This is a genomic window from Methylomicrobium sp. Wu6 (assembly GCF_035916875.1).
In the GTDB taxonomy this organism is placed as follows: domain Bacteria; phylum Pseudomonadota; class Gammaproteobacteria; order Methylococcales; family Methylomonadaceae; genus Methylomicrobium.
On the sequence record NZ_JAXUHN010000057.1, the window covers coordinates 21,365 to 37,864 of the forward strand.

At 54.8% G+C, this 16,500-nt stretch carries 19 protein-coding genes; 6 read left to right on the top strand and 13 right to left on the bottom strand.

The features are described 5' to 3' along the window. The 5 genes from U2W12_RS05880 to arsC are packed head-to-tail and all read right to left on the bottom strand — an operon-like array spanning nt 1 to nt 2,957. The gene (locus tag U2W12_RS05880) at nt 1-957 is read right to left on the bottom strand and encodes a 2-dehydropantoate 2-reductase (RefSeq protein ID WP_326499760.1); all 957 of its coding nucleotides are present in this window, start codon (nt 955-957) and stop codon (nt 1-3) included. After that, nucleotides 950-1,651: a DnaA regulatory inactivator Hda gene (gene hda / locus U2W12_RS05885; RefSeq protein WP_326499736.1), complete on the bottom strand. Its 702-nt coding sequence runs from the start codon at nt 1,649-1,651 to the stop codon at nt 950-952. The genes U2W12_RS05880 and hda overlap by 8 nt, the downstream gene beginning before the upstream one ends. A 3-nt stretch (nt 1,652-1,654) precedes the next feature. After that, nucleotides 1,655-2,011, bottom strand: coding sequence for a DUF2069 domain-containing protein (locus U2W12_RS05890; protein ID WP_326499737.1), 357 nt, complete (start codon nt 2,009-2,011; stop codon nt 1,655-1,657). After that, nucleotides 2,008-2,607 carry an NAD(P)H:quinone oxidoreductase gene (gene wrbA, locus U2W12_RS05895; protein WP_326499738.1) on the bottom strand — a complete coding sequence of 200 codons (600 nt, stop codon included), beginning with the start codon at nt 2,605-2,607 and terminating at the stop codon, nt 2,008-2,010. The genes U2W12_RS05890 and wrbA overlap by 4 nt, the downstream gene beginning before the upstream one ends. Nucleotides 2,608-2,609: 2 nt before the next feature. Beyond that, a complete protein-coding gene (gene arsC / locus U2W12_RS05900) occupies nt 2,610-2,957 on the bottom strand; it encodes an arsenate reductase (glutaredoxin) (protein WP_326499739.1) in 348 nt (115 codons plus the stop codon). 98 nt (nt 2,958-3,055) lie between these two features. On the opposite strand from arsC, the gene ubiA reads away from it, so the two are divergent. The 3 genes from ubiA to U2W12_RS05915 all read left to right on the top strand — a co-directional run bounded on the left by ubiA (nt 3,056) and on the right by U2W12_RS05915 (nt 6,444). Then, nucleotides 3,056-3,931 carry a 4-hydroxybenzoate octaprenyltransferase gene (gene ubiA / locus U2W12_RS05905; protein WP_326499761.1) on the top strand — a complete coding sequence of 292 codons (876 nt, stop codon included), beginning with the start codon at nt 3,056-3,058 and terminating at the stop codon, nt 3,929-3,931. Between the two features lie 75 nt (nt 3,932-4,006). Then, complete coding sequence (locus tag U2W12_RS05910) at nt 4,007-5,494, top strand: Eco57I restriction-modification methylase domain-containing protein (RefSeq protein WP_326499740.1); 1,488 nt, start codon at nt 4,007-4,009, stop codon at nt 5,492-5,494. Next, complete coding sequence (locus U2W12_RS05915) at nt 5,491-6,444, top strand: BsuBI/PstI family type II restriction endonuclease (RefSeq protein WP_326499741.1); 954 nt, start codon at nt 5,491-5,493, stop codon at nt 6,442-6,444. The genes U2W12_RS05910 and U2W12_RS05915 overlap by 4 nt, the downstream gene beginning before the upstream one ends. A gap of 33 nt (nt 6,445-6,477) precedes the next feature. Here U2W12_RS05915 and U2W12_RS05920 read toward each other — a convergent pair whose 3' ends face one another. Further along, nucleotides 6,478-8,280, bottom strand: coding sequence for an ABC transporter transmembrane domain-containing protein (locus tag U2W12_RS05920; RefSeq protein WP_326499742.1), 1,803 nt, complete (start codon nt 8,278-8,280; stop codon nt 6,478-6,480). 161 nt (nt 8,281-8,441) lie between these two features. Here U2W12_RS05920 and U2W12_RS05925 point away from each other — a divergent pair, with 161 nt between their 5' ends. Continuing rightward, nucleotides 8,442-8,564 carry a hypothetical protein gene (locus U2W12_RS05925; protein ID WP_326499743.1) on the top strand — a complete coding sequence of 41 codons (123 nt, stop codon included), beginning with the start codon at nt 8,442-8,444 and terminating at the stop codon, nt 8,562-8,564. 18 nt (nt 8,565-8,582) lie between these two features. Here U2W12_RS05925 and dinB read toward each other — a convergent pair whose 3' ends face one another. The 4 genes from dinB to hemB all read right to left on the bottom strand — a co-directional run bounded on the left by dinB (nt 8,583) and on the right by hemB (nt 12,139). Beyond that, nucleotides 8,583-9,668 carry a DNA polymerase IV gene (dinB, locus tag U2W12_RS05930; RefSeq protein WP_326499744.1) on the bottom strand — a complete coding sequence of 362 codons (1,086 nt, stop codon included), beginning with the start codon at nt 9,666-9,668 and terminating at the stop codon, nt 8,583-8,585. 28 nt (nt 9,669-9,696) lie between these two features. Further along, entirely contained in the window at nt 9,697-10,533 is an 837-nt protein-coding gene (aroE, locus tag U2W12_RS05935; RefSeq protein WP_326499745.1) for a shikimate dehydrogenase, read from the bottom strand. After that, nucleotides 10,534-11,049 (bottom strand): hypothetical protein, encoded by a 516-nt coding sequence (locus tag U2W12_RS05940; RefSeq protein WP_326499746.1) that lies wholly within the window; start codon nt 11,047-11,049, stop codon nt 10,534-10,536. It lies immediately after the preceding gene. An 85-nt stretch (nt 11,050-11,134) separates the two neighbouring features. After that, nucleotides 11,135-12,139 carry a porphobilinogen synthase gene (hemB, locus tag U2W12_RS05945; RefSeq protein WP_326499747.1) on the bottom strand — a complete coding sequence of 335 codons (1,005 nt, stop codon included), beginning with the start codon at nt 12,137-12,139 and terminating at the stop codon, nt 11,135-11,137. 152 nt (nt 12,140-12,291) lie between these two features. Here hemB and U2W12_RS05950 point away from each other — a divergent pair, with 152 nt between their 5' ends. Beyond that, complete coding sequence (locus U2W12_RS05950; protein ID WP_326499748.1) at nt 12,292-12,930, top strand: ABC transporter substrate-binding protein; 639 nt, start codon at nt 12,292-12,294, stop codon at nt 12,928-12,930. A 489-nt stretch (nt 12,931-13,419) separates the two neighbouring features. Here U2W12_RS05950 and U2W12_RS05955 read toward each other — a convergent pair whose 3' ends face one another. Further along, nucleotides 13,420-13,734 carry a PepSY domain-containing protein gene (locus U2W12_RS05955; RefSeq protein ID WP_326499749.1) on the bottom strand — a complete coding sequence of 105 codons (315 nt, stop codon included), beginning with the start codon at nt 13,732-13,734 and terminating at the stop codon, nt 13,420-13,422. Between the two features lie 106 nt (nt 13,735-13,840). On the opposite strand from U2W12_RS05955, the gene U2W12_RS05960 reads away from it, so the two are divergent. After that, nucleotides 13,841-14,146 carry a hypothetical protein gene (locus U2W12_RS05960; RefSeq protein ID WP_326499750.1) on the top strand — a complete coding sequence of 102 codons (306 nt, stop codon included), beginning with the start codon at nt 13,841-13,843 and terminating at the stop codon, nt 14,144-14,146. Nucleotides 14,147-14,419: 273 nt separating this feature from the next. On the opposite strand, the gene cysN is transcribed toward U2W12_RS05960, so the two are convergent. Beyond that, nucleotides 14,420-16,042 (bottom strand): sulfate adenylyltransferase subunit CysN, encoded by a 1,623-nt coding sequence (cysN, locus tag U2W12_RS05965; protein ID WP_326499751.1) that lies wholly within the window; start codon nt 16,040-16,042, stop codon nt 14,420-14,422. Between the two features lie 86 nt (nt 16,043-16,128). Then, a complete protein-coding gene (locus U2W12_RS05970; RefSeq protein WP_326499752.1) occupies nt 16,129-16,473 on the bottom strand; it encodes a four helix bundle protein in 345 nt (114 codons plus the stop codon). Nucleotides 16,474-16,500: the final 27 nt, after the last annotated feature.

Consider the following 16,500-nt stretch of genomic DNA (forward strand, 5'->3'; position numbering starts at 1 on the left):
TTACGTTTTGCTAGATGGCATGGTCGCGTGACGGTGTTTTCGATCCGCCAGCAACTTTAATCGGATTAAGGCATAAATCGATTCCAGATAAGGGCAGGGTACGTTCACGCGTTGGGCCGCGCGTAACGCATTGCCGAGAATGGCTTCGATTTCCAGAGGCCTTCCTTGTTCGTAATCGAGCAGCATGCTGGTTTTATAGGGCGGCATCAGGTAGGTCTTTTCGATATTCCTATCCACCGCATCAACCGGCAAAGGGTGTCCTAAAGCCTCGGCAATCCGGCAGATGTCCTGCATGATATGGCGCACGAAAGACTCTTCGGTGTGGAGTATTTCGGCCGTGCTGAGTCCGTCGGACAGCACCGACAACGGATTGAACGGCGCATTCCAAACGCATTTGAGCCAGCGCTCGGCAACGATCGTATTAGTCGCGTTACTCTCGATGCCCGACGCTTGAAATAACCGGCACAATTCACGGGTTTTAGCGCTGACCGAGCCCGGCAGATTGCCCAGCGCCAGCCGGCCGTAAGCCAGATGCCGGATTATTCCCGGTCCGATCCGGTTGCAGCAAATGAACGCCAGGCCGCTGACGACTTCGTTAGCGGGGAACGCGTCGAGCATTTTCTGTTCTATGTCGACTCCATTCTGGATGAATACGATAACGGTTTGCGGCGCGACCACGGGGCGCAGCAGCGCAGCCTGATCGACGTCTGGCAGCATTTTGGTGCAGAGCAGCACGTAGTCGGCAGGCCCTTGATAATCACTCGCGTCCTGGAGGACTTGCTTCGGCATGAAACGATAATTTCCGAGGCTCGCGCTTTCGATCGTGAAGCCGGATTTTTTGACCGTTTCGTATTCGGAGCGGCAGACCACCGACACTTCGGCGCCGGCCTTCGCGAGCAACGATCCATAAAACGCGCCGATCGCACCGGCGCCGACTACCAGCACTTTGCTAACCATGGTTTTCATCGAGAATCTGTTTTAAAAAAGGCACAGTCAATTTGCGCTTGGCGGATAAGGAGGCTTGGTCGAGACTGTCGAGCAGATGCCATAACGACGCCATGTCTCGATCGGCGCGGTTCAATAGAAAGCGCCCGGCCTGCGGCGAAATCTCCAGGCCCATGCGCCTTGCTTTATACCTTAGCGCGGCGATCCGGCCCTCATCGTCCGGCGTTTGCATGTTCAAACCGAGTCCCCAGTTCAGGCGCGTTTTCAAATCGGGTAATCGGATCGCCAAGGCTTTGGGGCTGACGCCGGAAGAGATGATCAGCTTATGCCCGAGATCCCGCTGCCGGTTGAAAAAATTGAACAGGGCCAACTCCCAGTTGGCAAGACCTGCAATCGCTTCCACATTGTCGAGGCAGACAAGTTTGCAGGCTTCGAGGCCGTTCAGCAATTCGACGGAAGAGCCGCCGGCCTGATTCAGATCGAAATAAAAGTTCGAAAGGCCTTGCTTTTGGGCCTCGTGGCAACATGCCTGCAACAAGTGGCTCTTGCCGAGGCCGGCCTGTCCCCACAGGAAAATGAACGCTTCGCCGCTGCCATCAACGCATTTTTGCAGATGATCGACGAGGGCAACATTCGCGCCCGGGAAAAAGTCCTGGAACGTTTGATTAGCCCTGAACACGAACTGCAAAGGCAGTTGTTTTGCCATGGTTCAGCGGTCTTTATCGCGAAAACGGAGCGTCAGCGCCGAACCGAAAAACAACAGCAGACTGAACAGGATTTCGGCCGCCGCTAGCGGCCGGGCGTCGGTATTCGCATAGATTTCGGTCGCGCCGTGTGCGAAATATAACAGGCTGATGAATCCGGCCCAGGCATAGCTCTTCGGGTTGAATGCCAGCAAGCCGCGCACCAAGAACAACAGCGGCGTTACCGTTACGATCAGAACCAGCGCCACCGGGAATTGCGTCGAGGTCGTCAACACGGTGGGCCACAGCATCATCTGCGCGAACAGGCCGAAATAACCGCTGAGCGCCACATAATGGAAGAAAACCGGCGCAATTTTACTCAAACCGGCATTCCCGTCTTCAGCGCTTTCGCGGTGATCGCGAGGCGTTTTCCGAGCGCCCGGCACAAGGTCTTTTCCTGGTCGCTCAAGATTGAGTTTTTCTCTTCCAAATGGCTCGGGCCATAGGGCGTGCCGCCCGAGGTAGTCTCGCGCAGGGCCGTCTCGCTGTAGGGCAATCCCAAAAGCACCATGCCGTGGTGCAGCAAGGGCAGCATCATTGATAACAGGGTGCTTTCCTGGCCGCCGTGCAAACTGCCGGTGGATGTAAACACGCCGGCCGGTTTGCCCGCCAGTGCGCCCGAAAACCAGATTTCGGTCGTGCTGTCGATAAAATATTTCAACGGCGCGGCCATGTTGCCGAAATGGGTCGGACTGCCCAGTGCCAGGCCGTCGCAGTTTTTCAGATCCTCCAGCGTCGCATACACCGCGCCGTGCGCGGGAATCCGCTCGGCGGTCTTTTCGCAGACAGCGGATACGTCCGGTACGGTTCTGACGGTCGCCTCCGCGCCGTCGACCGTTTCGACGCCGCGCGCGATCTGCATCGCCATGGCGGCGGTCGCGCCGTGCCGGGAGAAATAAAGCACCAGGATCTTGGTCATTGCTACAGGATCGCGAGCACGTTTTCCGGCGGCCGGCCGATCGCTGCCTTATCGCCGATTACCACGACCGGGCGTTCGATCAGAATCGGGTTGTCGACCATCGCGCGGATCAAGGTCTGCCGGTCCAGCGACTTGTCGAACAGGTCCAATTCATCGTATGGCTTCTCTTTTTTTCGCATCAGGTCGCGCGGTTCGATCCCGAGTTTTTGCAGTATCTGGTCGAGTTCTTCCGCGCTCGGCGGATTTTTCAGATATTCGACAATCTCCGGCTCGATTCCCTTGTCCCGCAACAGTTGCAGCGTTTCCCGGGATTTGCTGCAACGCGGATTATGATAAATTTTAACTTTCATAACGGCTGCCTTTGGCGCTTCGGCGCTCACTCAAATAAAAAAGTTATAATAACATTTCTCGCAAAAACTCTCGCTGAAAAAGGGGTTATACCTTGACCATACGCATTTCGGATCGCATCGCCGATCGCGCCAAACAATACTGGCTGCTCGCCCGCTTCGATCGGCCCATCGGCACGCTGATTCTATTATGGCCGACGCTGTGGGCGCTCTGGATCGCGGGGCGCGGCAAGCCGGATGCGCTGGTGTTCACGGTGTTTTTCCTGGGCGTGGTGCTGATGCGGGCCGCCGGCTGCGTGATCAACGATTATGCCGACCGCGATTTCGACCCGCATGTCGAACGCACCAAACAGCGCCCGATCGCGGCCGGCCGCGTCCAGCCGAAGGAGGCGTTGATTTTATTCGCGGTGCTGACTTTGGTGTCGTTTGGCCTGGTGCTGCTGATGAATCCGTTCACGATAGGCCTGTCGTTCATCGGCGCCTTTCTCGCGGCCAGCTATCCGTTCATGAAGCGCTTCACGCATCTGCCGCAGGCCTACCTCGGCATGGCCTTCGGCTGGGCGGTGCCGATGGCTTTTGCCGCGCAGACGAACACGATTCCTTTGGTCGGCTGGTTATTGTATCTGGCCGTGCTGCTCTGGGCGCTGGTTTACGACACGATGTACGCGATGGTCGACAAGGACGACGACCTGAAGATCGGCGTCAAATCGACCGCGATCCTGTTCGGCGATTATGACCGCCATATCATGGGCGCCTTGCAGATCGTGATGCTGGGTCTCTTGGTGATCGTCGGGCGTATAGAAGGGTTGGGATTCTTTTATTACGCAGGGCTTCTGGCAGCGGCGGGGCTTGCGGTTTATCAGCAGAAACTGATTTTCCACCGCGAAAAAGCGCTTTGCTTCAAGGCGTTTTTGAATAACAACTGGTTTGGTCTGGCTGTGTTTATCGGGTTGGTGCTGGATTATCTGTTTGCGTAGGGAGGAACCCGTGGCCGGTTCCTTCTTCCCGAGTGGTATGATAGGTCTTTAGGCTATATAACAGGAGACATCCTATTGCTATCAGCGGTTGAACAAAAAAGGCTGCAGCTTTCAAAAAGTACCGGGGCGGAAAGAAAATCGCAATTCGGCCAGTTTCTCACGCCTGAGAGGACGGCGGCATTCATGGCCGGCCTTTTTCCCGATGGAACCGGGAATTGCCGTTTGCTGGATGCCGGAGCCGGCATTGGATCCTTGTCGGCAGCTTTCTTGGAAAGATGGAGAGCGGGCGGTTTTCATTTTCAGCGGGTGGAAATGGATGCTTTTGAGCTTGATCACGCGTTGATGCCTCATTTGTCGCATACTCTTGAGCGATACAAATATAAGGGCGATTTTTCTGCCAATATCTATGGAGAAGACTTTATTTATGCCGCCGTAGAGTCGCTGTCCGGGGATTTATTTTCATCCAAAGCCCTGGAAAGCTATACGCACGCGATCCTCAATCCGCCTTACAAGAAGATTAACAGTAATTCAGCTTACCGATTTGCTCTGAGGCGTATTGGTATCGAGACCGTAAACCTTTACTCAGCCTTTGTAGCGCTGGCTGTAGCTCTGACTGTGCCGGGAGGACAGATCGTGGCGATCATCCCGCGCAGCTTCTGCAACGGCCCGTATTACCGCCCCTTCCGAGACTTTATTCTTGAACGTGCAGCCATCCGTCACCTGCACCTGTTCGAGTCGCGTAACAGAGCATTCAAAGATGACGATGTGCTACAGGAAAACATCATCATCCGGCTTGAGCGCGGTAGCCAGCAGGGGGCGGTTACAGTTTCGGTTTCGACCGACGACACCTTTGGCGACCTTACCTCTCATGAACATCCGTTCGAGAGGATCGTGTTTCCGGACGCCCCGGAGCGGTTCATTCATGTGCCTACATCGCCCGAGAAAAACGCGATTGAACTATTCCCGGCGATCCGCTATACGCTAGCCGACCTAAGTATTAATGTATCGACCGGGCCTGTGGTGGATTTCCGGCTAAAACCGCATTTGCGTGACATGCCGGAGCCGTGCACTGTACCTTTGCTATACCCCGGCCATTTCAGCAGTAGTGGCACCACATGGCCCATTGAAGGCATGAAGAAGCCCAACGCCATCATGCGAAACGCGGATACCGAAAAGTGGCTTTTCCCGATTGGCTTCTATTGTGTGGTGCGACGCTTCTCGTCAAAGGAAGAACAACGTCGTGTGGTAGCGGGTGTGGTTGAACCTCGTGCCTTCGTTCACATGCCTATGCTTGGCTTCGAGAATCATTTAAACGTGTTTCACGAGAACAAGCAGGGCCTGCCTGAAGCAATGGCAAGAGGATTGGCTTTGTTTCTAAATTCGACAGCCGTGGACGAAAATTTTCGGCGCTTTAGCGGACATACACAAGTTAATGCAACCGACCTCAAGTTGATGAAATACCCGAGCCGCGATACCCTAATCCGGCTTGGCGAGTGGGCGAGGCTGCAAGGAGTCATCACGCAGGCCATGATTGACGCCAAGCTAGAAACCCTGACCGAATGAACGACAAGAACGACTATATCAAGGCCGCGCAGCAGGTCATCATCTCCTTGGGCCTGACACGGGCTCAACAGAACGAGCGTTCCGGCCTATGCCTGCTGGCTTTGCTGAATCTCACACCGAGCAAGTCCTGGGCCGACGCGGAGAACCCGCTTATGGGCATTACGCCCATTATGGAATGGGCGCGGGAGCACTACAACAAGGGCTATGCACCGAACACGCGCGAAACGATACGGCGGCAGACCATACACCAGTTCTGTGATGCTGGCATAGCGCTTTACAACCCGGACAAGCCCGATCGCCCGGTCAACAGTCCCAAGGCAGTCTATCAGATCGAACCAGCAGTACTGGCCGTGCTGCGTACCTTCGGCACGCCGCATTGGCATAACAATCTCACCGCCTACCTCGCTGAACGTGAAACGCTAATTGCCCGCTACGCAAAGGAACGCGAGCAGAACCGCATCCCGGTTGAGATCGCTCCGGGCAAGCGTATTACCCTCAGCCCCGGCGAACATAGCGAACTGATCCGGGCGATTATCGAGGACTTCGCCCCTCGCTTCGCGCCGGGTAGCCTGCTGATTTATGCCGGGGACACGGGCGAGAAATGGGGCTATTTCGATGCCGCTTTACTGGCCGGGTTGGGTGTCGATATCGATTTCCATGGGAAGATGCCCGATGTGGTGTTGCATTACACTGAGAAAAATTGGCTGCTGTTGGTAGAGTCTGTCACCAGTCATGGGCCGGTCGATGGCAAACGGCACGCCGAACTTGCCGAGCTGTTTGCCGGTTCAAGTGCAGGGCTGGTCTATGTCACTGCCTTCCCGACTCGGGCCGTTATGGGACGCTATCTTTCCGAAATCGCTTGGGAAACTGAAGTGTGGGTGGCTGATGCTCCATCGCATCTGATTCATTTCAATGGAGAGCGTTTTCTTGGGCCATACGATGCGTCCTAACAAGGCGCTGCACTGGGCAGCAATTCCGCCGAATTATTGAATATCGAATTGCAGGCTCGCCAATCTGGCGTACAGCCCGCTCTGTTTGCGTAAATCCTCCGGAGCGCCGGTTTCGACGATACGTCCCTGGTTCAGGACGATGATACGGCCGACCTTCTTCACCGTGGCCAACCGGTGGGCAATGATCAGGGTGGTACGCCCCTGCATGGCCGTGTTCAAGCCTTCCTGCACCAGGATTTCGGATTCCGCATCCAGGGCGCTGGTGGCTTCGTCGAGCAGCAAAAGCGGCGCATTTTTCAAAATCGCCCGAGCGATGGCGATACGCTGGCGTTGCCCGCCGGACAAGCGGGCACCGCGTTCCCCCAGAAATGTCTGATAGCCTTCCGGCAGGCGGTTGATGAATTCTTCCACTTGCGCCGATTTTGCGGCGGCGATGGCTTCATCATCGCTGGCATCAGGGCGGCCGTAACGAATATTTTCCAGGGCATTGGCCGAGAAGATTACCGGATCTTGCGGCACGATGGCAATCCTGTTGCGTAATTGCTGTAAGGACAGTTCGCGAATGTCCTGCCCGTTGAATCGAATGGCGCCATCAGATACCTCGTAGAAACGCAATAAAAGCTGGAATAGGGTGGACTTGCCCGCACCGGAAGGGCCGACAAACGCGATGCTCTCGCCCGGGGCGATAGCGAGAGTGATGCCTTCGAGCGCGGCCGTCTGCATTCGCGATGGGTAACGGAAAGTGACATGTTCGAATCGAATCTCGGCTTTTTCGGGTCGCGGTAGCGGTTGCGGCGCGTTGGCTTCGACGATGGCGGGTTGGGCATGGAGCAGTTCCAGCAAGCGTTCGGTTGCCCCGGCGGCCGCCCGCATGATATCGCCCCAGACTTCCGCCAGGGTGCCGACCCCGCCCGCCACCAAGACCGCATACAGCACGAAGGACGCCAGTTGTCCGCCCGTCATGCCGCCCTGATGCACCAGGTTCGCGCCGATCCACAGCACGAAAATGATCGATCCCATCACGGCCATGATAATCAGCGCCGTCAGCGCCGCACGCACCCGGGTACGCCGGATGGCGGTCTTGAAGCTGACTTCCGCACGGTCGGCGAAGCGTCGGGTTTCTCGCTGTTCCTGGGTATAGGCCTGGACCGTCGGCACCGCGTTGAGAATCTCGCCGGCCAGCGCCGAGGCATCCGCTATTTTGTCCTGCGATTCGCGCGAGAGCTTTTTCACTTTGCGGCCGATCGCTAAGATGGGCAGCGTCAATAAAGCCATCAGACCCAGATTCAGGGAGAACAGATGCAGACTGGTCACCGCCAGCATGACCATGCCGCCCACAAACTGGAACAGGCTTCTGAGGCCCATCGAAACGGAGCTGCCGACCACGGTCTGGATCAGGATGGTGTCGCCGGTCAGGCGCGACAGCACCTCGCCGGTTTGCAAGGTCTCGAAAAATTGCGGGGATTGCACCAGAACCCGCGCATACACCGCCGTACGCAAATCCGCCGTGACCCGCTCTCCTATCCAGGTCACGGTGTAATATCGCGCCGAAACGGCCAATGCCCACAGGCTCGCCAATCCGAACAGAACCGCGAAGCGTCCATTCAGGCTCAGCGAACCGAGCAACCCGGCGCCGGCGTTTTGCCGTTGCCCAAAACCAAAATCGATCAGATCGCGAAACGCCAACGGAACCAGCAGAATGGTGGCCGAACCGAGGCACAACAGAACGAAAGCCAGCGCTATTCTTCCGCGATAGGGGCGCATGAAAGGCCACAAATCCTTGAGAGAAGACAGACGTCGAGAGGAGTCGGGTTGGATCGATTTCGAGAGTGACATCGGTAGCCGGTGTTTGAGGGGCCGGGTTTCATTTTCTCATGGCTTCGGGAGTCGAAACGAGAAAATATTCGCGAGAGGAAATTAACCTGAGAATCTCTCGGAATATGGCAGCGGAATTTGCTATTGTATAACCTCACCGCTAAGCGATTGAGGAGGGCATGATGAAGTCATCCATTCTGATACTTCTGATTCTGGGTTTTCTCGCGGGATGTGAAAATACTAAAGGGCAAAACCGACACGATCCGAATCATCATGAAAAAGCGCTGCAAAAGCAGCGTGAATAAAGCCCCGCGCCGATTTTACTAATCGAACAAATCCAGTTGTCGCCAATTCATTGGCGCCGCCGAGTCCAGGGAGGAGAGTGCCACCCCCAGCAAGCGCACCTTTTTCGCGCCGACCTCGGTATCTTTCAGCAAATCGGCCAGGATAGCCTCGAATCCCTCGACGCGGGTGATCGCCTGGGGCAGCGTTCTGCTGCGCGTGATCTGCACGAAGTTGTGATATTTAAGCTTGATCGTGAGGGTATGGGCGGTCAGTTGCTTCGCGGCCAGCCGGGTCAGGGCCTTGTCCAGCAGCCCGAAGAGTTGCTCCAGGATTAGGCAAGGGTCTTCAAGGTCCTCCTGATAGGTGATTTCGACGCCGACCGATTTGCTTGGCCGGTAATTGCGGACCGGTCGGTTGTCGATGCCGCGGGCAATGTCGTAATAATGCGGCCCGGATTTGCCGAAATGCTGCGCCAATAACGGCAAAGGCCATTGTTTCAGGTCAAAACCGGTGCGGATGCCCAGTTCATGCATCTTTTTTTCGGTGGCCTTGCCAATGCCGTGAAATTTTCCGATCGCCAGCTGTTCGACGAATCCCGGCCCCTGCTCGGGCGTGATCAAATACAGCCCGTCGGGTTTGTTGATGTCGGACGCAATCTTCGCCAGAAACTTATTGTAGGAAATGCCTGCCGAGGCGGTCAGTCCGGTTTGTCGGCGAATCTTTTCCTTGATCTCCTTCGCGATCAGGGTCGCGGAACCCTGGCAGCGCGACACCTCGCTTACGTCCAGATAGGCTTCATCGAGCGACAACGGCTCAAACAGTTCGGTATAGTCGGAGAAAATGCGGCGGATGGCCGCCGAGACTTCCTTATAAACCTCGAAACGCGGTTTCACGAAGATAGCGTGCGGGCACAGGCGGTAAGCATGGGAAGACGGCATCGCCGAATGGATGCCGTATTTTCTGGCTTCGTAGCTGCACGTCGCGACCACGCCCCGCGCATCCGGCCGGCCGCCGACGACGATGGCTTTGCCCCGATAGGCCGGGTTGTCGCGTTGCTCGACCGCGGCGAAAAAGGCATCCATATCGATATGAATGATTTTCCGTTGAGGCCGGCCGCTTGTCATGACGAGACTCTCGTTGACGGAGTACGGGCTAGGCTTTTTTTCTTTCCCCGTCAAGCAATTCGATCACCGGACGGGTTTGTGGCCTCACCCCGCGCCAAATGAAGAATGCTTCGGCCGCCTGTTCGACCAACATGCCGAGGCCGTCCAGGCTAAGTCGCGCGCCGTGCGCGAATCCCCAGCGCACAAAAGCTGTCGGTTCGTTGCCGTAGGCGAGATCGTAGCAACTGGCCTGGCTGGCAAGCAGGCGGTCGGGTAGGGGAGGTAACTGACCGCTCAGGCTGGCGGCGGTGGCATTCAGGATCAGGTCGAATTGCAGCCGGCCGAGTTCCTCGAAGCCGCAGCCGGAAATGTCGCCTATAGATTTAAATTCTTCGGCAAGCAGCACGGCTTTATCGGTGGTGCGGTTGGCGACCACCAGACGCGTTGGCGATTGCCCCAGGATCGGTCCGATAATGCCGCGGCTCGCGCCGCCCGCACCGAGAATGAGGACATTCTTGCCCGTCAGTGTCAATCGGTGGTTATGCAACAGGTCCGTGACCAAACCGCAGCCGTCGGTGTTATCGCCGAGAATCGCGCCGTCCGTTTGCAGTACGAGCGTGTTGACCGCCTTGCTGCGTTGCGCGCGTTCGGTTTTATGGGTTGCAAAGCGGTAGGCCAGTTCTTTCAACGGCACAGTGCAGTTTAAGCCTTTGCCACCTGCTTCGAAGAAGCCTTTGACGGTGGCAGGAAATGCCTCGGCAGTGACTTCCTGCGCTTCGTAGCTCAGCGCTTGGCCTGTTTGTTCGGCGAACAGGCGATGAATCCGGGGGGATTTACTGTGCTTGATCGGGCTTCCGAATACGGCGTAGCGGTCCGTTGTGGTCATTTAATTGTTTTTCCTCAGCCAAAAGCTCCAGATGATCGTCAGTGTGATGATGGCCGCAACGATTACCAGTTCCACCCAGAAAAAATGATCCGTATAGGTTGGAATGACTGCGGAAATACCTAAAAAAATTCCGACGACGCTGAATCGCCAGCCGACGCGCAGGCCATCCAAAACCGTTGCCAGCGACAAGATCAATAAAATGATCAAGCCCGAGTTGTTTTCCGGCTTCAAGACGAGCGACGCGCCGCCGACCACGAGCAGCGAGCAAAACCAGTGCAGGGCCTGTTCGCGTAAAACGGATACGAAGTCTTCACTACTTTGCCTGGATTTCAGCCAGCCCAGAATGATCGAGAAAAATGCGAACACGAAGACCGTCATGATCCAATAGCCATAACCGTCGGCAGGAGAATAATCGTTGATGAAAATGCCGACTAACGACGCTATCAGCAACAGAATAAGAATGATGGCTTCAATCTGACGCCTCCGTCTGGAGGAAATCATCGAGTCGTCGGTCATGGAATGGGCTCCGTTTTTTATTGTTTTTGTGCTGTTACAGTAATTGCCGCGGGTCGCTGATGGTCGGTTTAGCGAGCGTGCTGAATCAATTCTGTAGCCATTCTGCCACGGATTTGGCAAAATAAGTCAGAATCGCATCGCTGCCGGCGCGCTTGAACGCCAATAACGATTCCATAACGACCTGTTTCTCATCGAGCCAGCCGTTGAGCGAGGCGGCTTTCAACATCGCGTATTCGCCGGAGACTTGATAGGCGAAGGTCGGCACGCCGAATTCATCCTTGACCCGGCGAACAATGTCGAGATAGGGCATGCCAGGTTTTACCATCACCATGTCTGCGCCTTCCTGCAAATCCAGAGCGATTTCACGTAGAGCCTCGTCGGAATTGGCTGGGTCCATCTGGTAGTTGTATTTATTCGCCTTGCCTAGCGCGGTTGACGAACCGACGGCATCGCGGAACGGGCCGTAAAAACTCGATGCATATTTTGCGGAATAGGCCAATATTCGGGTGTTGCGATGGTGGTTAGCTTCCAGCGCCTGCCGTATCGCACCGATGCGTCCGTCCATCATGTCCGAGGGCGCGACGATGTCGGCGCCGGCATCGGCGTGCGACAAGGCTTGTTTGACCAGCACTTCGATCGTTTCGTCGTTCAGTACATAGCCGTCCTGGTCGATCAGCCCGTCCTGACCGTGCGAGGTATAAGGATCCAGCGCCACGTCGGTAATGATGCCGAGTTCCGGCACGGCTTCTTTCAAGGCTCTGACGGTGCTTTGCACGAGCCCTTCCGGATTGAAAGCCTCCTTAGCGAGGTCGGATTTTTTCTCGGCGGCAATGACCGGAAACAGCGCGATGGCCGGAATGCCCAGACTGAACAACTCGTAAGCTTCTTCCACAAGCAAGTCCAGTGACAGTCTTTCAATGCCCGGCATTGAGGCAATAGCGACTCTTTGGTTGGTGTCTTCGGTCACAAAAACGGGATAAATCAGATCGTCAACAGACAAACGATGCTCGCGCATCAAGCGGCGCGAAAAATCGTTATAACGCATTCTTCTCATGCGTATTTTGGGGAAATTGATGGTATGATAAGACATCGTGTCAGAACTCTTGGGGGTGAAAAATCTCAGTCGAGCGCCACAGACCGAGCCTGCCGGAGTGGCTTAGCAGGTTTTTATTGTATCAGGAAAGTCATTTTCATCATTTGAAAATGACAGGCATAAGGGTTTCTATTTTTCTGGGGGGGTATATGAACTTCAAACAATTTTCGCTTTTCGGTTTATGTCTGTTCCTTATGGCTTTGTTGCCGGTATCGGGCGCGTATTCGCAAGACTTGCTGCCGCCTCAGCAAGCGATCCAGGATGCGTCCGATAAACTGAAAAATCGTCTGCAGGATCAGTCTTTCAAAAATGATTTCGCTAAAATCACCCAATTTGTGAATGAGGTGATCCTTCCGCATACCGATTTCGACAAGATTTCCGCGCTGGTGCTCGGCAAGCTTTGGAAAACTGCGAGCCCGGATGAACGCGAGCGCTTCAAAAAAGAGTTCCAAATGTTGTTGGTCAGGACATATTCGCGCGCCTTCCTCGAGTTCAAGGAATGGTCGGTCCGTTTCCTGCCGATAGACATGGAGTCAGGCTCCAACAAAGTGATTGTGAAAACCGAAGTCTTGCAACCCGGTATCCAGCCGGTCGGCGTCAATTACCGGATGTTTTTGAGCGAAGCCGGACAGTGGAAGGTCTATGACATCATGATAGAAGGTGTCAGCCTGGTCACCAACTATCGGACGACTTTCACGAATGAAGTGCAGCAAAAAGGCTCGTTGTCTGCTGTGATCGATGGGCTGGCCAAACGCAATACGGAAGCGTTGTCGGCTCGAGCGTCCTGATCAACGATGCGGGCGGGAATAGCGTTAAGCCGCCGTTTCATTGAGAGTTGATGTTCCCGGGCGGAACGGTTCAGCTTTGATGGCTCGCAAGCTGGCCGCAGGAGGGGGGTTGCAAACCCATCCGCAACAGTTGCAAATTGAGTTCAAAATGTTCAGGGCGGCGTTCCAATTTCCGCCCTGCCGATGATTAATCTTCGATTCGCAAATTTCTTTCCCAAAGCTCTCAGCGTGCCTCGCGCTTATGCATCCCGACGGATGCCCCGGTCACAAACAAGATCAGGATAATCACGCCTGAAATACAGACCAATAACCTACCCGGCCAGCCAAGTATTTGGCTGAACACTTCGCCGGCGGAACCGAGGGTCGGTCGTCCACATCCAACACTTTGCCGCGGTATCTGCCCATCACGACACACCGCCTTTTCAGCAAGCTGCTTTGCTCAATGCCGTTTTTACAAACCGTGAAGGTTGACGTGGCTTGCGTCGCGTTTTAAACCAGATGTGTCCGGCCTCCCGGAAACAGGCGATAGACAATGGCCACCGCGTCCGCCATCTTCAGCGAAGGCCCGCGCCCTTCGGGTTGGACTGAAAGCAATAAGCGGTAGACCGCGGGTGAATAAAGTTCGATCACCGGCACCAGATATTTCGGTTTGGTGATATAAATGCCTGAAAACAAAACCGGCAACACCACTAACGCCGAATAAATGCCGCTGGTTTTATGCCGGTCAATGACTAACCGATTGGCTCTTGCCTTGAGCTTGACGGTCAACACTTGGCGCCATTTCCCCGTCAGTGGCCACCACACGAGGACGCCTGTCAACACCGAAACCGAGGATTTTGAGGCTGATCTAAAGAGCGATCTATATAAGCTATGGAATCGGCTGTCGTCAGGCAGCTACTTCCCTCCACCGGTGAAACGCGTCGAAATTCCCAAGGCCAACGGCAAGTATTACGAAAGGTTCGGAAAATCGGCTATGTCGGCCATTCATAGCTACATCAACGACAAACTATTGAACTGGGTGAGGCGGGAATTCAAACCGCTAAAGCGCCGGAAATGGCTTGCCGGTCAATGGTTGCGGGGGCTTACCGACACTATCCGACCTTATTTGCACATTGGCGCGTTTGGCGTAGGGTGGCTGAATAGCAAGAGCCGTATGAATCTAGAGATTCACGTACGGTTCCGTGAGCAGCTGAAGGGGGCGGTTCCCTTCGGTTGACTCGACCGCCCACAGAACGGTTTTTCCGCAGTTTGAAGCATGAACAACTCAGCCACGAGAAATTTAAAAAACCAAGAGGCGGCAAAGTTGAGCGTGATCGATTATTTGGCGTTTTACAACGACCGCCGATCGCACTCAACTTTGGGCGGTCCATTCCCGATCGAATTCGAACGGGAATTTTTTAAAAACGCAGCCTGAATAGGTGTCCGGTTTTTGTTGACCATTACAAATTTGGCTGGCCTATGAGGTATGCAGAGATTGTGTTCGACGGGGTCAGTAGATGATTTTTCTGTCTTTCAAGCCGTTGTAAATTTCATCGATCGGCAAGCTATCGCTGTCGAACCCGCTGTCGCAAGCTTCCTTGCCGTTTACGCACAAACCGATCAGGCCGGCTTTTTTGATCGCCTGAATCAAGGCGGCGTCCGGGGTTTCAAGCACAGTCGCGGCATGGCCGTTGTCGAACAGTTTTCTTTCCAGTTGATAAGCGATTTCTTTGCTGTTTGCGCCGGTGATCGAGATCGCGGCGGCTTGTTGGCTGAAACGGGCCGTGCGTTCTTCGATACTGACCGGGCGCCATGTTTCGTCTTCGGTTGTGCCGATGATCATGCCCGCGCCGACCGTGCCGTTGGTTAAACGGTCGACGATGATGAACGAGCCGGTGCCCTTGCTCGCTTTATAAGCATCGAATACGACCGGCGCGTTGACCGATACGGTGCAATTGCCGATTTCGTTCAGCTTCAATTCGGCGGCATCGTGGTGTTCGAGGGTATTCACGTCGATCCGATGATGGATCATCGAGACCGAGCCGGACACGCTGCGTGTTGCCAGCTTCAGCGTATATTGACGGCCCGGTGTCAGCGCCTTTTCGTTCATCCAGACGATTTTGGTGCGGAATTTGTCGGCGACGGTCGCAGCCTGGGTTTGATTGCCGACGATCATGTCGCCGCGGCTGATATCGATCTCGTCTTCCAGTGTGAAGGTGACTGCCATCGGCGGGAAAGCCTCCGCGCGTTCGCCGTCATAGGTCACGATCGATTTGATCTTGCTGGTTTTGCCGGAAGGCAGGGCAGTGATCTTGTCGCCTTTCTTGAACACTCCGGCCGCAACGGTGCCGCAAAAACCGCGGAAATCCAGGTTTGGCCGGTTCACGTATTGCACCGGGAAGCGTGCGTCGGCGAAATTGTGGTCATTCGCGATCTTGACGTTATTCAGCGCGTCCATCAACGGTTCGCCACTGAACCACGGCATGTTGCCGCTGCGATTGACCACATTGTCGCCGTCCAGCGCCGAAATCGGGATGAAACGGACATCATGCAAGGCTAATGAAGCGGTGAATTGCAGATAGTCCAGCTTGATCTTATTGAAAGTCTGCTCGCTGTAATCGACCAGATCCATCTTGTTGACCGCGACGATGATGTGCTGGATGCCGAGCAAGGATGCGATGAAGCTGTGCCGTTTAGTTTGGGTCTGCACGCCGTAGCGGGCGTCGATCAGAATAATCGCGAGATCGCAGGTCGACGCGCCGGTCGCCATGTTGCGGGTGTATTGTTCGTGTCCCGGGGTATCGGCGATGATGAATTTGCGCGTCGAGGTCGAAAAATAGCGGTAGGCGACATCGATCGTGATGCCTTGCTCGCGCTCGGCCTGCAAGCCGTCAACCAAGAGCGCCAGATCGATCTTGCCGGCGCCGGTGGTGCCCGATTTGACGCTGTCCGCCTGCACCGCGGCCAGCTGATCTTCATAAATCATTTTCGAGTCGTGCAGCAAGCGGCCGATCAGTGTGCTTTTGCCGTCATCGACATTGCCGCAGGTTAAAAAACGGAGAAGCTCCTTGCGCTCGTGTTGCGCCAGATAGGCGTTGATGTCGGTGCTGATTAAATCGGACTGGTGAGACACTGAATTATTTCCTGAAATAATTGGTTTTAAAAAGTTGAGGCGCAAAGCAAAAGAAATGTCGAGAAATTAACAGACCTTTACTTGAATCATGAGTTGGATTTTGATTCGATCAAAGCAGTAAGCATTTTTGATAGTTGCTCCGCTTCGTTTTTCCACATTAAGCCGATATCTTTAGGGATATAACCGACTTCCATGCCGATATGTATCTGCGTAAGCAACACGCCGCATGAACTCTTTGCGATATAAAAAAATTCGATCGCATCCTCGTCGCCTTTATGTTCAAAGCCTTCGGCGATGTTGCTGGGTACGGATAGACCTCTGCATGTAATTTGATCTTTAAAACCGGAATCCCTGCAATCTTGAAGGCATTTATAGATTGCAGCCGATAACCGGCAAGAACGATTCCATACTTCTATGTCTTCAAAACCCATAATGTCGATTTAAACCAATTGTCTTTT

Excerpts from the sequence above, each read along its gene's own strand:
- U2W12_RS05925 (WP_326499743.1), top strand. The coding sequence starts at position 8,442 with ATGAAGTCATCCATTCTGATACTTCTGATTCTGGGTTTTCTCGCGGGA.
- wrbA (WP_326499738.1), bottom strand. The coding sequence starts at position 2,607 with ATGACCAAGATCCTGGTGCTTTATTTCTCCCGGCACGGCGCGACCGCC.
- U2W12_RS05950 (WP_326499748.1), top strand. The coding sequence starts at position 12,292 with ATGAACTTCAAACAATTTTCGCTTTTCGGTTTATGTCTGTTCCTTATG.
- U2W12_RS05970 (WP_326499752.1), bottom strand. The coding sequence starts at position 16,473 with ATGGGTTTTGAAGACATAGAAGTATGGAATCGTTCTTGCCGGTTATCG.
- hemB (WP_326499747.1), bottom strand. The coding sequence starts at position 12,139 with ATGTCTTATCATACCATCAATTTCCCCAAAATACGCATGAGAAGAATG.
- U2W12_RS05880 (WP_326499760.1), bottom strand. The coding sequence starts at position 957 with ATGGTTAGCAAAGTGCTGGTAGTCGGCGCCGGTGCGATCGGCGCGTTT.
- U2W12_RS05940 (WP_326499746.1), bottom strand. The coding sequence starts at position 11,049 with ATGACCGACGACTCGATGATTTCCTCCAGACGGAGGCGTCAGATTGAA.
- aroE (WP_326499745.1), bottom strand. The coding sequence starts at position 10,533 with ATGACCACAACGGACCGCTACGCCGTATTCGGAAGCCCGATCAAGCAC.
- hda (WP_326499736.1), bottom strand. The coding sequence starts at position 1,651 with ATGGCAAAACAACTGCCTTTGCAGTTCGTGTTCAGGGCTAATCAAACG.
- arsC (WP_326499739.1), bottom strand. The coding sequence starts at position 2,957 with ATGAAAGTTAAAATTTATCATAATCCGCGTTGCAGCAAATCCCGGGAA.
- dinB (WP_326499744.1), bottom strand. The coding sequence starts at position 9,668 with ATGACAAGCGGCCGGCCTCAACGGAAAATCATTCATATCGATATGGAT.
- U2W12_RS05915 (WP_326499741.1), top strand. The coding sequence starts at position 5,491 with ATGAACGACAAGAACGACTATATCAAGGCCGCGCAGCAGGTCATCATC.
- U2W12_RS05920 (WP_326499742.1), bottom strand. The coding sequence starts at position 8,280 with ATGTCACTCTCGAAATCGATCCAACCCGACTCCTCTCGACGTCTGTCT.